Genomic DNA, 12849 nt, shown 5'->3' with positions numbered 1-12849 from the left:
GAGTCCGTTTTCCCAGCGTCGACCCAAGTGAGCCATGACCACAAGCGAAGTTCGCGTCCGTTTCTGCCCGTCGCCCACCGGAACCCCGCACGTGGGGCTCGTCCGAACCGCCCTGTTCAACTGGGCGTTCGCCCGACACAACGGCGGGTCGTTCGTGTTCCGCATCGAGGACACCGATGCTGCCCGTGACAGTGAGGAGTCGTACCAGGCGATCCTGGACGCGCTGCGCTGGCTCGGGCTGAACTGGGACGAGGGCCCGGAGGTCGGGGGACCGTACGAGCCGTACCGCCAGTCCCAGCGACGCGACCTGCACTTGGACGTCGTCGCGAAACTGCTCGCGGCGGGCGAGGCGTACGAGTCGTTCTCGACGCCCGAGGAGGTCGAGGAGCGGCACAAGGCGGCCGGCCGCGACCCCAAGCTCGGCTACGACAACTTCGATCGTGACCTGACGCCGGAGCAGCGGCAGGCGTTCCTCGACGAGGGCCGCAAGCCCGTGGTCCGGCTCCGGATGCCCGACCACGACCTGACGTGGGACGACCTCGTGCGCGGTGAGACGACGTTCAAGGCCGGCACCGTGCCCGACTTCGCGCTGACCCGCGGCAACGGGATCCCGCTGTACACCTTGGTCAACCCCGTCGACGACGCGTTGATGAAGATCACACACGTGCTGCGCGGAGAGGACCTGTTGTCGTCGACGCCGCGGCAGCTCGCTCTCTACGCGGCGATGCAGCGGATCGGCGTGGCCGATTTCACGCCGCAGTTCGGGCATCTGCCGTTCGTGATGGGGCAGGGCAACAAGAAGCTGTCCAAGCGCGATCCCGAGTCGAACCTCTTCATCCATCGCGACCGCGGTTTCGTTCCCGAGGGATTGCTGAATTACCTGGCGCTGCTGGGCTGGGGTATTTCCGACGACCACGACGTGTTCTCGCTGGACGAGATGGTCGCCGCCTTCGATATCTCCAAGGTCAATTCCAATCCGGCCCGGTTCGATCAGAAAAAGGCCGACGCGATCAACGCCGAGCACATCCGCCTGCTCGAGCCCGCCGATTTCGCCGCGCGCCTGCGTGCGTTCCTCACTCTCCACGGCCACCTCGGCGAGACGGTGGACGAGTCCGTCTTCGCGACCGCTGCCGATCTGGTCCAGACGCGCATCGTGGTCCTGTCCGACGCGTGGGATCTGCTGAAGTTCCTGTTCGTCGAGGAGGCCGACTTCGCGATCGATCCGGCCGCCGCGGCGAAGAACCTGGGGGCCGACTCGGCGCCGGTTCTCGACGCCGCCCTCGCATCGCTGGACGCAGTCGGTGCGTGGGACGCAGCCTCGCTGGAGGAGGCCCTCAAGACCGCTCTCGTGGACGAACTGGGCCTCAAGCCACGTAAGGCGTTCGCGCCGGTGCGGGTGGCCGTCACGGGCTCGCACATCAGCCCGCCGCTCTACGAATCGATGGAACTGCTCGGACGCGACGTGTCGCTGTCCCGGCTGCGTTCCGCGCGGGCCGGCATCGCCGGTTAAACCGCCGCCCTCGGGCCGAAAAGGGTGCAAAAACAGCCTCTGACCATACGATTTGGTAAATCCCGGGAGTAGGCTGGTAATCTCTTCTTCGGCCCGAGGCGGGCCGCAGAGCCCAGAAGCTCAGCGGTTCGAGAACGGCCATTGGGGTATGGTGTAATTGGCAACACAGCGGTTTCTGGTACCGCCATTCTAGGTTCGAGTCCTGGTACCCCAGCGGAAGTTCGGCCGATTTTGACTCCGAACTTCTGGAAGCTATGCTTGCTGAGCTTCCAAAGCAAGACAAAGTTCCTGGCCCCGTCGTCTAGCGGCCTAGGACGCCGCCCTCTCAAGGCGGTAGCGCGGGTTCGAATCCCGTCGGGGCTACAAAGAGAAACACCCTCCGAGTATTCGGAGGGTGTTTCTTTATATATAGGGATGATGCGTTTATCCGGTCTTGCGGCGGAATTCGCGTTTGTGGTCGGCAGGCCCGTGCGCATGGTGCACCTTGGAATCCGCGTCCTTGTGATCGGCGGACAGCCCGGCCTGATGATTCTTCCGCTCCAGTGCTTCGCGGAATTTCTTTTTCGTGTCCTCGTTATCGGCGTCAGTCACGGTGAACTCCCTCGGGTAGTCGGTTCACTCTGTGAAGCTACGCCGAGGGCACCGAGAATGCTCCTGTTTTTCCGCCCTGCCCGATATCAGTCGCGGCGGTCGGCCGTCTCCACGTATGCGGCCGTGGTTCCGCCCACCGGCATCGCGGGAAGGCCGAGCTTGGCGTGGTCCCAGCTCCTGATGCGCTCGGGAACGATCCGCACGACCACCCGCTTGTGCAGCAGCTGATCGATGGCGGGACGCAGATCGTCGGTGTAGGGCCCGGTGTAGCGTTCCCACACGCTGACGCCGACGGCGAACATCGCGTCCGGATCCTCCACGATCTCCGCCCGGCCCTCGATCGAAATTCCACGCAGGGTGTCGTACGTCTGGCCGTCCTCGATCAGGACGGTGACCCGGTCGTCGCGGCGCAGGTTGACCGCCTTCTGCGATTTGGATTTCGTCTCGAACCAGATCTCGCCGTCGATCACGGCGTACCACATGGCGACCAGATGGGCCCTGCCGTCGGCTGCCACCGTTGCCAGCGTGGCGATCCGGCTCCGGTCCACGAATTCGGTGATCTCCGAATCCGTCATCGTGATCTGCGATCGCTGGTTCTTCCCCATCGGCTTCTCCTGTCGCGGTACGTATCGGTCGTGAGTGGTCAGAGTCTCTTGTGCAACGCCTCTGCGGCGGCGAGGAGGTCGGCAGCCCACCGGGCGCCGGGGCGCCTGCCCATCCTGTCGATGGGGCCGGACACCGAAATCGCCGCGATGACAGCGCCCGCGGAGTCCCGCACGGGTGCGGCGACACTGGCGACGCCGGGTTCACGCTCGGCGGCGCTCTGCGCCCAGCCGCGGCGGCGGACCTCGAGCAGCACGCGCTCGCCGAACGCCGCGTCGGGGAGCACCGTGCGCTGGGTCTGCGGGTCGGCCCAGGCGAGGAGGACCTTGGCGCCCGAACCGGCGCTCATCGGCAGGCGTGCTCCCACGAGAACGGTGTCGCGGAGGCCGGTGGGCGGCTCCATCGCCGCCACGCAGATGCGTTGCGTACCTTCCCTGCGGTACAGCTGCACGCTCTCGCCGGTGATCTCGCGCAGTCGCGGAAGGACGAGAGCCGCCGCCGAGACGAGCGGATCGTTAGCCGTTGCAGCGAGTTCGGCGAGGCCGGGACCGGGGCACCACAGCCCGTCGGAATCACGCGTCAGGAGGCGGTGGACCTCGAGCCCGACGGCCAGCCGGTGGGCGGTGGCGCGGGGGAGTCCGGTGCGCGAGCACAGTTCGGTGAGGCTGCAGGGCTTCTCGGCCACGGCATGAAGCACGCCCACCGCTTTGTCAAGGACCCCGATGCCGCTATGCTGTCTCATAGGTCGATACCACTTTCTCGCATATTGGGATCATAGCGCACCTTCGTCTCACGTCGAGTGCGTGTCCGGGAAGACAGTAACGACAACAAGCGCACGGCGGACCAGCCCGAAGCCCGCGGTGCGAGAGACACACAGAGGTGGAGAAGATGGCCGACAAAGCACGCACCCTGGCAGAGAAGGTGTGGGACGACCACGTCGTGGTCCGGGGCGAGGGAGACAACCCCGACCTCATCTACATCGATCTGCATCTCGTTCACGAAGTGACGAGTCCGCAGGCATTCGACGGACTTCGGCTGGCGGGGCGCCCGCTCCGCAGGCCCGACCTGACGATCGCCACCGAGGACCACAACGTCCCCACCGTCGACATCGACAAGCCGATCGCCGACCCCGTGTCCAAGACTCAGGTCGACACGCTCCGGCGCAACTGTGAGGAATTCGGCGTCCGGTTGCACCCGATGGGAAACATCGACCAGGGCATCGTTCACGTCGTCGGCCCGCAACTCGGTCTCACCCAGCCCGGTATGACCGTGGTGTGCGGCGACAGTCACACGTCCACCCACGGCGCCTTCGGTGCGATCGCGATGGGTATCGGCACCAGTGAGGTCGAACACGTCATGGCGACGCAGACGTTGTCTCTGCGCCCGTTCCGGACGATGGCGATCACCGTCGACGGCGAATTGCCCGAAGGCGTGACGAGCAAGGATCTCATTCTGGCCGTCATCGCGAAGATCGGAACCGGCGGAGGCCAGGGCTACGTCCTGGAGTACCGCGGCGAAGCGATCCGGAAGATGTCGATGGAAGCGCGGATGACCATCTGCAACATGTCCATCGAGGCCGGTGCGCGGGCAGGCATGATCGCCCCCGACGAGATCACCTACGAGTTCATCAAGGGACGCCCCCACGCGCCGCAGGGCGCCGACTGGGACGCCGCGGTGGCGGCCTGGGAGCAGTTGAAGACCGACGAGGGTGCGGTTTTCGACAACGAGGTCCACATCGACGCGAGCACGCTGACGCCGTTCGTGACCTGGGGCACCAACCCGGGCCAGGGTCTGCCGCTCGGCGAGGCCGTGCCGGATCCCGAGCAGATCGTGGACGAGAGCGAACGTCACGCCGCGGAGAAGGCGTTGACCTACATGGGTCTCGAAGCCGGAACTCCGTTGCGTGACGTGGCGATCGACACAGTTTTCGTGGGTTCGTGCACCAACGGCCGGATCGAGGATCTGCGGGCCGTGGCCGACGTGTTGCGCGGGCGGCACGTCGCCGACGGGGTCCGGATGCTGATCGTGCCGGGTTCGATGCGCGTGCGCGCCCAGGCCGAAAAGGAGGGTCTCGGCGAGATCTTCACCGCCGCCGGCGCCGAATGGCGGCAGGCGGGCTGCTCCATGTGCCTCGGCATGAACCCGGATCAGCTCGCGCCCGGCGAGCGTTCGGCCTCCACGTCCAACCGCAATTTCGAAGGCCGTCAAGGCAAGGGCGGGCGGACTCACCTGGTTTCGCCGCTGGTCGCCGCCGCGACCGCAGTCCGGGGAACCCTGTCCGCGCCGACAGATCTGGCCTAGGACCCAAGGAATTTAGGAGATTTTTCGATGGAATCCTTTAGCACACACAAAGGTATCGGCGTCCCGCTGCGGCGATCGAACGTGGACACGGACCAGATCATCCCGGCGGTCTACCTGAAACGAGTGACCCGCACCGGTTTCGAGGACGGGCTGTTCGCCGCGTGGCGGAACGATCCGGACTTCGTCCTCAACGTCGCCCCGTACGACAAGGGCAGCGTTCTGGTCGCGGGACCGGACTTCGGCACCGGCTCCTCCCGGGAGCACGCCGTGTGGGCGCTATCCGACTTCGGATTTCGGGTCGTGATCGCGTCCCGGTTCGCGGACATCTTCCGGGGCAACGCCGGCAAGGCCGGTCTGCTGGCCGCCCAGGTGTCTCAGTCGGACGTCGAACTGCTCTGGAAGTTGCTCGACGAACAGCCCGGTCTCGAATTGATCGTCGACCTCGAGAACAAGACCGTGACCGCCGGAACCACCGTGGTGCCCTTTGCGATTGATGACTACACACGGTGGCGTCTGCTCGAGGGTCTCGACGACATCGGATTGACATTACGGCAGGTAGAAGCCATTTCCGAGTTCGAAAAGGCAAGGCCTTCTTGGAAACCTGTGACTCTTCCGGAGCCCACTTCGGCCGACTGAAAGTTGGAATCGGAGCCCTGTCTCCCAGATAATAAGTTCCTGAGAATGGTGCCGCGTTGTTTGAGAATTGGCGTGGCACATAGACTCCTGCGGTATTCAGGTTTACCGTAGTTCGTAGTCGGTCCGATGATGGACCATTAGTTCGCGGAGGAATTTCAATGAATAAGGCAGAGCTCATCGATGTTCTGACCGAGAAACTGGGCACGGACAGGCGCACGGCAACGGAAGCTGTCGAGCATGTCGTGGACACGATCGTCCGGGCAGTGCACCGCGGCGACAGCGTGACCATCACCGGTTTCGGCGTCTTCGAGCAGCGGCGTCGTGCGGCACGTGTCGCGCGTAACCCGCGCACGGGTGAGACCGTCAAGGTCAAGCCGACGTCGGTGCCGGCGTTCCGTCCGGGCGCTCAGTTCAAGGCGGTTATCGCTGGCGGCCAGAAGCTTCCGGCCACCGGTCCGGCAGTCAAGCGCGGCGCAGCGGCGCCCGCCACCAAGGCCGCCGCCAAGAAGGCTGCTGCCAAGAAGACGGCAGCGAAGAAGACCGCCGCCAAGAAGGCTGCACCGGCCAAGACCGCGGCAGCGAAGAAGACCGTCGCGAAGAAGGTCGCTCCCGCCAAGACGGCGGCAGCGAAGAAGACCGTCGCGAAGAAGGTCGCTCCCGCCAAGACGGTGGCTGCGAAGAAGACTGCGGCCAAGAAGGCTCCGGCCAAGACGGCGGCAGCGAAGAAGACCGTCGCGAAGAAGGTCGCTCCCGCCAAGACGGTGGCTGCGAAGAAGACTGCGGCCAAGAAGGCTCCGGCCAAGACGGCTGCAAAGAAGACGGCAGCGAAGAAGGCTCCCGCGAAGCGCGCCAAGTAAGACAGCGCACACGGGTCTTCCCGAACACAGACAGGCGCCGACCCTGGGGGTTGGCGCCTGTCTGTGTCGTCGTCGTTCCCGGATGAAATCCGGTCGGTGGCGCTCAGTCCTTCCGCGTGGGAGGCAGAGGGCTGTCGATGTGGTCGGCGGCGATGAGTTTGCCCCCGGACAGGGAGAGCACCCAGGTGCTCGCCTTCCTGTTCCGTGCCGGGGGTAGTGCGACGCCGTCGATGTCCGCCCACCAGTCGAGCAGATCGGGAATGACGCCGCCCTGACTGCAGATCACCTGAACCCCGCCGAGCGCGGCGATCTTGCGGACGCGGGTACGGGTGGCTGCCGGGTCGGCGGTGTAACTCTCCTCGGACAGCAGCGGATCCAACCGGACGGTCGTGTCCAGCGCGCGAGCCAGCGGGTCGACCGTCTGCGTGCACCGCGTCCGATCGGCCGACGTGATGTCGGTGGCCCCGAACGCCTCGAGCTGGGCTACGAGCGCGTCGGCCTGCAGTACGCCGTTCGCGTCCAGGGGCCGGGTCGCGTCGTCGCCCTTGTACCGTTTCCGGCTTCCCGCCTTGGCATGCCGCACCAGCAGCACGGTCGCGGTGTCGGGCGGCCCAGCCGTGAACCGGCGGAGCATCTTGCGATCCATGGGATAGGACAGCTGATCGGCCACCTCCGGTACCGGAAGCCACCGCATCACGTCCACTTCGCTGTTGGCGACGAATTCGCCGGCGCGGGCCTCGGCCGCCCAGTATTCGACTCGTTTCAACCGGCGGTGCCCGGGAATCGGATAGGTCAACGCGCCGAGATGCCTGCCGAGGCGCCCGCGAATACCCGTCTCTTCTTCCACCTCGCGCAGTGCTGCCACCACAGCGGTTTCACCGGGGTCGAGTTTTCCCTTGGGAAACGACCAGTCCTCATATTTGGGCCGGTGAATGACCGCGATCTCGATCTCGTCGGGATTCTCGGGAGACTTTCGCCACAGCACTGCTCCCGCCGCGAAGATATTGGCTTTGACCGGTTTGCCGGATGTGCTGCTCACCGAGTTCCTTCCCTACTGCCGCGGGTGCGCCGCGATCAGGATCCGGTGCCCATTCGTTTACGCATCATGGCCTCCTGGTGGTCGCGTACCTCCTCGCCGTGTGCCGGCGACGGAACCCACCGGCCGTCGGGCCCGAGCACCCAGCACCGCGTGACGGGATCGAGCGCCGAGTCGACGATGTCGCCGATCTGAGCGGTGAGGCGAGGATCCTTCACCTGCGCCATGACCTCGACGCGTCGGTCGAGGTTGCGGTGCATCATGTCTGCGCTGCCGATCCAGAATTCGTCGGCGCCGCGGAAATGGAAGACTCGCGAGTGCTCGAGGAAACGGCCGAGGATCGACCGGACGTGGATGTTCTCGCTCAGTCCGGGAACTCCGGGCTTGAGGGCGCAGATGCCACGCACGACGATCTCGACGGGCACACCGGCCTTGGATGCGCGATAGAGCGAGTCGATCACCTGTTCGTCGACCAAGGCGTTGGCCTTCAGGAGGATTCCGGCGTCTTCACCCCGCAACTTGTGCGCAATCTCACCGTCGATCCGCTCGATGATTCCCCGGCGCACACCGTACGGCGCGACGAGGAGGTTGCGATACTGCGTCTTCCGCGAGTAGCCGGTGAGCGAATTGAACAGGTCCGTGAGGTCGGCGCCGATCTCCGGCGCCGCGGTGAGCAGACCGATGTCTTCGTACAGCCGGGCCGTCTTCGGGTTGTAGTTGCCGGTGCCGATGTGGCAGTAACGCCTGATGGTGGACCCTTCGCGGCGGACGACGAGGCACGTCTTGCAGTGGGTCTTGAGCCCGACCAGCCCGTACACCACGTGCACACCCGCGTGTTCGAGCTTGCGGGCCCACTTGATGTTCGCCTGCTCGTCGAACCGCGCCTTGATCTCGACCAGTGCCACAACCTGTTTGCCCGCCTCGGCGGCGGTGATCAATGCGTCGACGATGGGGGAGTCGCCGGACGTGCGGTAGAGGGTCTGCTTGATCGCCAGGACCTGAGGGTCGGCGGCGGCCTGCTCGATGAAGCGCTGCACGCTCGTGGAGAACGAGTCGTACGGGTGGTGGACCAGGACGTCGCCGTCGCGGAGGGTCGAGAAGACGCTCTTCGGTGTTTCCCGCTCGCCGAACGCCGGATGCGTTGCCGGCACGAACGGAGCGTCCTTGAGCGCGGGCCGGTCGACCGCGTACACCTGCCAGAGGCACGACAGATCCAGCAGTCCGGGCACCTGGATGACGTCGCCGGGATCGACGTCGAGTTCGCGCAGGAGAAGGTCGAGCATGTGCTCGGTCATGTCGTCCGCGACCTCGAGTCGCACCGGGGAACCGAAGCGGCGGCGCGCCAATTCACGCTCGAGGGCCTGCAGAAGATCCTCGTCGCGGTCTTCCTCGACCTCGAAATCGGCGTTGCGCGTGATGCGGAAGGCATGGTGCTCCACGATCTCCATGCCCGGGAACAGCATGTCGAGGTGAGCGGAGATCAGATCTTCCAGGGGCAGGAACGCGTCGATGGAGGACGGTGTCTCGTCGCGGCGGACGCGGACGAACCGTCCCACGTTGTCCGGAACCTTGACCCTCGCAAAGTGTTCGCCACCGGTGAGCGCATCCTTCACCGTCACGGCGAGGTTGAGACTCAGGCCGCTGATGTACGGGAACGGGTGGGCATGGTCGACGGCGAGTGGGGTGAGCACCGGGAAGATCTGGTCCTGGAAATGCACCGACAGTCGCTCGCGGTCGTCGTCGGTGAGTTCGTCCCATCCGATGATGGAGATCCCTTCGGCGGCAAGCGCAGGACGAACGGAGTCGAGGAACACCCGCGCGGCCTTCTCCGAGATCTCCTGGGTGCGGGTCGCGATCAGGGAGAGTTGCTCGCGAGGGGAGAGGCCGTCGGCGGATCGCACGGACAGGCCGGTCTCGTCGCGGCGCTTGAGTCCCGCGACCCGGACCATGAAGAATTCGTCCAGATTGGACGCGAAGATGGCGAGGAACTTGGCGCGCTCGAGCAGCGGCAGCGACGTGTCCTCGGCGAGGGCGAGCACCCGGGCGTTGAAATCGAGCCAACTGAGTTCACGGTTGAGGTAACGATCTTCGGGGAGCCCGTCCGTCAGCGCGCTCGTGAGGGCACTCGTCGCAGCGGGGGGAGCCATCGGAACGTTCGTGGGGTTGGCCGTCACGATCCCGTCGCGGGTTCCGTTCTTTCCGTCGACGTCGGTCGGGTGATCGAGTGCTTCTCGGTTGCTCACCCCACGATCATCCCTCGAGAATTCGGCCGCGGACAATCGATGGGGCAAATTCACACGGCGTGCGCGGGCTATTCGTTTCCGCAGCGCGAGGGTGGGGTGTGCTCGAGCGCGTCGAGGGCGGCACGCGTCGCAGGTCCGACGCCGAGAGCCTGCGCGGCATCGAGATCGTCGGCGGTGTCGACGTCGGTCCGCAGCCCTGGCCAGTAGCCGTCGAGAGGACGGGCCCCGGAGTCGAGATGCCGCCTCGCCGATCCCGGTCCGAACCGGGGATCGAGGGGAATCGCCGGGTCGCAGGAGAACAGTGCGGCCGTTCCGGTGCCGTGATGGTCGACGACCACCGACCTGCCGCCGGTTCTCGCCGCGGCGAGTGCTTCGCCGAATTCGCCGCCGCGCAGTGACGGAAGGTCGGCCTGCAGTGCGACGACGTCGACTCCGCTCTCGTTGCGGCGGACGTGCTCGGCCGCGGCGGCCAGTGCCGCGTTGAGACCGTGCTCGGTGCCGCTCTCCTCCGGACGACTTTCGGCGGCGACGGGGGCTGGGTCGGCGTAGACGTGCGCGCCGACGCTGCGTGCGAGCCGGGCCACCGCGGGATCCGGCGTGACCACGGTGACACCGACGACCGTCGCGACGTCGCTGACGACGGCCAGAGTGTCGCGCAGCATCGACAGCACCAGTCCGGTGCGGTCGTCCGTGTCGAAGACGCCCGACAGTCGCGTCTTGGCCGCGTGGAGTTCCTTCACCGCGACGAGTACGTGCGCGCGCGGCGCCACGGATCGGGTCGCTGTGCTCATGCGGATATCTTGCCAGCCCGCGCCGGGTGGTGCGCCGGACGCCCGGGTCGGGGCTGAGCAGCGAACGAGTTCGGTAGCGGGGCGGCGCCCGACCTCGGCATCGGCAATACTGTGGGCGACGCATCGGGTAACGAACGACGAGGGGGCTGTGTGAGCAAGGCTGCGGTACTGGGAGCGGGTTCATGGGGGACTGCATTTGCGAAGGTCCTGGCCGACGCCGGGACCGATGTCACCATGTGGGCGCGACGCGCCGAGGTCGCCGAATCGATCGTGACGCGGCACGAGAACGCGGACTACCTGCCGGGCATCGCCCTGCCTCCGTCGTTGACCGCCACCGACGATGCGCGGGCCGCGCTCGACGGCGCGGACATCGTCGTCCTCGCGGTGCCGTCGCAGTCCCTGCGCGACAACCTGCAGGTCTGGAGTCCGATGATCCCCGCGAACGCGACGATGCTGAGTCTCGCCAAGGGCATCGAAACCGGCACCCTCATGCGGATGAGTCAGGTGATCATTCAGGTCACCGGCGCGGATCCGGGACGCGTCGCCGTGCTGTCCGGGCCCAATCTGGCCCGGGAGATCGCGATCGGTCAGCCGGCGGCCACGGTCGTCGCGTGCACGGATTCGACGCGGGCGCTGGAACTGCAGAAGGCCTCGGCCACCGGATACTTCCGGCCGTACACGAATTCGGATGTCATCGGGTGCGAGATCGGCGGCGCCTGCAAGAACGTCATCGCCCTCGCCTGCGGTATGGCATCGGGAATCGGATTGGGCGAGAACACGATTGCGAGCATCATCACTCGCGGTCTCGCCGAGATCATCCGGCTCGGAGTTGCGCTCGGTGCGAAACCAGCCACCCTCGCGGGTCTCGCCGGGGTGGGCGATCTGGTCGCCACGTGCACGTCGCCCCTGTCCCGGAATCGGTCGTTCGGGGAACGTCTCGGTCAGGGTGGATCGATCGAGAGCGCCCAGGCGGCCACCCACGGTCAGGTCGCCGAGGGCGTCAAATCGTGCTCGTCGGTGCGGGCTCTGGCCTCCAGCTACGACGTCGAGATGCCGCTGACCGACGCCGTGCACCGGGTGTGCCACGAGGGGCTCGCGGTGCAGGATGCGATCGGACAGCTGCTCGGCCGCCGCACGAAGCCGGAGTGACGCACGTGAGTGGAGATTCGACCCGCTGCGTCAAAGCCGTTGCAGCAGAGCAGGTTCCCGGTTCCCCGATGCAGAGGGGTCCGGTGTTCGCGGCGCCGTACCAGCTGAGCTCGGACGAGGGGAGCGAATCCGACACCTATGCGCGCGCCTCCAACCCGGGCTGGCGTGACCTCGAATCGGCACTGGCGACGCTCGAGGGCGCCGCGGGCGCGCTCGTCGTGGGCTCCGGGATGTCGGCGATCACCGTCGTGCTGCGGAGTCTGCTCACCGCAGGCGACACGGTTGTCGTGCCGTCCGACGGCTACTACCAGGTGCGCGCGTACGCGCGGGAGCGTCTGGAGCCGATGGGCATCACCGTGCACGAACTGCGGACCGTCGACATGGCCGGCGAGGCGGCCGACGCACTGCTGGCCTCCGCCGAGGGGACGACGGTCGTGGTGGCCGAGACGCCGGCCAACCCGTCCCTGGACGTGGTGGATCTGCGGATCGTGTCCGAGCAGTGCGCGAACGCGGGCGCCGTTCTCGTGGTGGACAACACGACCGCCACCCCGCTCGGCCAGCAACCGCTCGAGCTGGGCGCAGACGTGGTAGTCGCGAGTGGCACAAAGACTTTGAGCGGGCACAGTGATCTGCTCATGGGGTATATCGCCGCGTCGGACGCCGACTTCCTGGCCGGCATGGAACGCGAGAGGGCGCTGTCGGGCACGGTGCTGGGCCCGTTCGAGACGTGGCTCGCCCACCGGAGCCTCGGAACGGCGGGGCTGCGATTCGAGCGGCAATGCGCCAACGCCCTGGCGCTCGCGGCCCTGCTGGAGACGCACCCGGCGGCCCACCGCGTCCGGTACCCGGGGCTGCCGGGTGATCCCGCGCATGCCGTCGCCGCCGGGCAGATGAGCCGGTTCGGCGGGCTGGTGACGTTCGAGGTGGACTCCGCCGAACAGTTCCACCGGCTCGTGGCCGGCAGCGACCTCCTCGTACCGGCGACGAGTTTCGGGGGTATCCACACGACCGCCGACCGCCGGGCCCGATGGGGTGACCCCGTGCCCGACGGGTTCGTGCGGCTCTCGTGTGGAATCGAGGACACCGACGACCTCGTCGCCGATCTCGAGAGTGCATTGTCCGCATTGTGACG

At 66.5% G+C, this 12849-nt stretch carries 12 protein-coding genes and 2 tRNA genes; 8 read left to right on the top strand and 6 right to left on the bottom strand.

Annotated elements, in window-relative coordinates; all coding sequences use genetic code 11:
• The first annotated feature begins 34 nt into the window (after positions 1 to 34).
• The 3 genes from gltX (at position 35) to JWS13_RS08700 (ending at position 1873) form a co-directional block, all read left to right on the top strand.
• Positions 35 to 1510 carry a glutamate--tRNA ligase gene (gene gltX / locus JWS13_RS08710; protein WP_206005292.1) on the top strand — a complete coding sequence of 492 codons (1476 nt, stop codon included), beginning with the start codon at positions 35 to 37 and terminating at the stop codon, positions 1508 to 1510.
• A gap of 142 nt (positions 1511 to 1652) precedes the next feature.
• Positions 1653 to 1724: transfer RNA gene (locus JWS13_RS08705), tRNA-Gln, on the top strand.
• A gap of 76 nt (positions 1725 to 1800) precedes the next feature.
• Positions 1801 to 1873, top strand: a tRNA-Glu gene (locus tag JWS13_RS08700).
• Positions 1874 to 1933: 60 nt separating this feature from the next.
• Here JWS13_RS08700 and JWS13_RS08695 read toward each other — a convergent pair.
• From JWS13_RS08695 to JWS13_RS08685, 3 genes are all read right to left on the bottom strand, one after another.
• The gene (locus JWS13_RS08695; protein WP_150136595.1) at positions 1934 to 2101 is read right to left on the bottom strand and encodes a DUF5302 domain-containing protein; all 168 of its coding nucleotides are present in this window, start codon (positions 2099 to 2101) and stop codon (positions 1934 to 1936) included.
• Between the two features lie 86 nt (positions 2102 to 2187).
• Positions 2188 to 2706, bottom strand: a complete 519-nt coding sequence (locus JWS13_RS08690) for a pyridoxamine 5'-phosphate oxidase family protein (protein WP_124392751.1) — start codon at positions 2704 to 2706, stop codon at positions 2188 to 2190.
• A 38-nt stretch (positions 2707 to 2744) separates the two neighbouring features.
• Positions 2745 to 3446, bottom strand: a complete 702-nt coding sequence (locus JWS13_RS08685) for an IclR family transcriptional regulator (protein ID WP_015890242.1) — start codon at positions 3444 to 3446, stop codon at positions 2745 to 2747.
• 137 nt (positions 3447 to 3583) lie between these two features.
• Between JWS13_RS08685 and leuC the strand changes: the two genes are divergently transcribed.
• The 3 genes from leuC (at position 3584) to JWS13_RS08670 (ending at position 6498) form a co-directional block, all read left to right on the top strand.
• A complete protein-coding gene (gene leuC / locus JWS13_RS08680) occupies positions 3584 to 5005 on the top strand; it encodes a 3-isopropylmalate dehydratase large subunit (protein WP_206005291.1) in 1422 nt (473 codons plus the stop codon).
• Between the two features lie 27 nt (positions 5006 to 5032).
• Positions 5033 to 5641: a 3-isopropylmalate dehydratase small subunit gene (gene leuD / locus JWS13_RS08675; RefSeq protein WP_087556567.1), complete on the top strand. Its 609-nt coding sequence runs from the start codon at positions 5033 to 5035 to the stop codon at positions 5639 to 5641.
• Between the two features lie 158 nt (positions 5642 to 5799).
• Positions 5800 to 6498 carry an HU family DNA-binding protein gene (locus JWS13_RS08670; RefSeq protein WP_206005290.1) on the top strand — a complete coding sequence of 233 codons (699 nt, stop codon included), beginning with the start codon at positions 5800 to 5802 and terminating at the stop codon, positions 6496 to 6498.
• Positions 6499 to 6601: 103 nt separating this feature from the next.
• On the opposite strand, the gene JWS13_RS08665 is transcribed toward JWS13_RS08670, so the two are convergent.
• From JWS13_RS08665 to cofC, 3 genes are all read right to left on the bottom strand, one after another.
• The gene (locus tag JWS13_RS08665; protein ID WP_206005289.1) at positions 6602 to 7537 is read right to left on the bottom strand and encodes an NUDIX hydrolase; all 936 of its coding nucleotides are present in this window, start codon (positions 7535 to 7537) and stop codon (positions 6602 to 6604) included.
• A gap of 35 nt (positions 7538 to 7572) precedes the next feature.
• Positions 7573 to 9777: an RNA degradosome polyphosphate kinase gene (locus tag JWS13_RS08660; protein ID WP_124392755.1), complete on the bottom strand. Its 2205-nt coding sequence runs from the start codon at positions 9775 to 9777 to the stop codon at positions 7573 to 7575.
• A 68-nt stretch (positions 9778 to 9845) separates the two neighbouring features.
• Entirely contained in the window at positions 9846 to 10547 is a 702-nt protein-coding gene (gene cofC, locus JWS13_RS08655) for a 2-phospho-L-lactate guanylyltransferase (RefSeq protein WP_338050745.1), read from the bottom strand.
• Between the two features lie 171 nt (positions 10548 to 10718).
• Here cofC and JWS13_RS08650 point away from each other — a divergent pair, with 171 nt between their 5' ends.
• Both JWS13_RS08650 and JWS13_RS08645 read left to right on the top strand, forming a co-directional pair.
• A complete protein-coding gene (locus tag JWS13_RS08650; RefSeq protein WP_124392757.1) occupies positions 10719 to 11717 on the top strand; it encodes an NAD(P)H-dependent glycerol-3-phosphate dehydrogenase in 999 nt (332 codons plus the stop codon).
• Between the two features lie 5 nt (positions 11718 to 11722).
• Positions 11723 to 12847 (top strand): cystathionine gamma-lyase, encoded by a 1125-nt coding sequence (locus tag JWS13_RS08645; RefSeq protein WP_206005287.1) that lies wholly within the window; start codon positions 11723 to 11725, stop codon positions 12845 to 12847.
• Positions 12848 to 12849: the final 2 nt, after the last annotated feature.

Origin of the sequence: Rhodococcus pseudokoreensis, assembly GCF_017068395.1 — a bacterium.
In the GTDB taxonomy this organism is placed as follows: Bacteria; Actinomycetota; Actinomycetes; order Mycobacteriales; family Mycobacteriaceae; genus Rhodococcus_F; species Rhodococcus_F pseudokoreensis.
The sequence above is the reverse complement of the archived record's forward strand: the minus strand, read 5'-3'. Positions and strand labels throughout refer to the sequence as shown.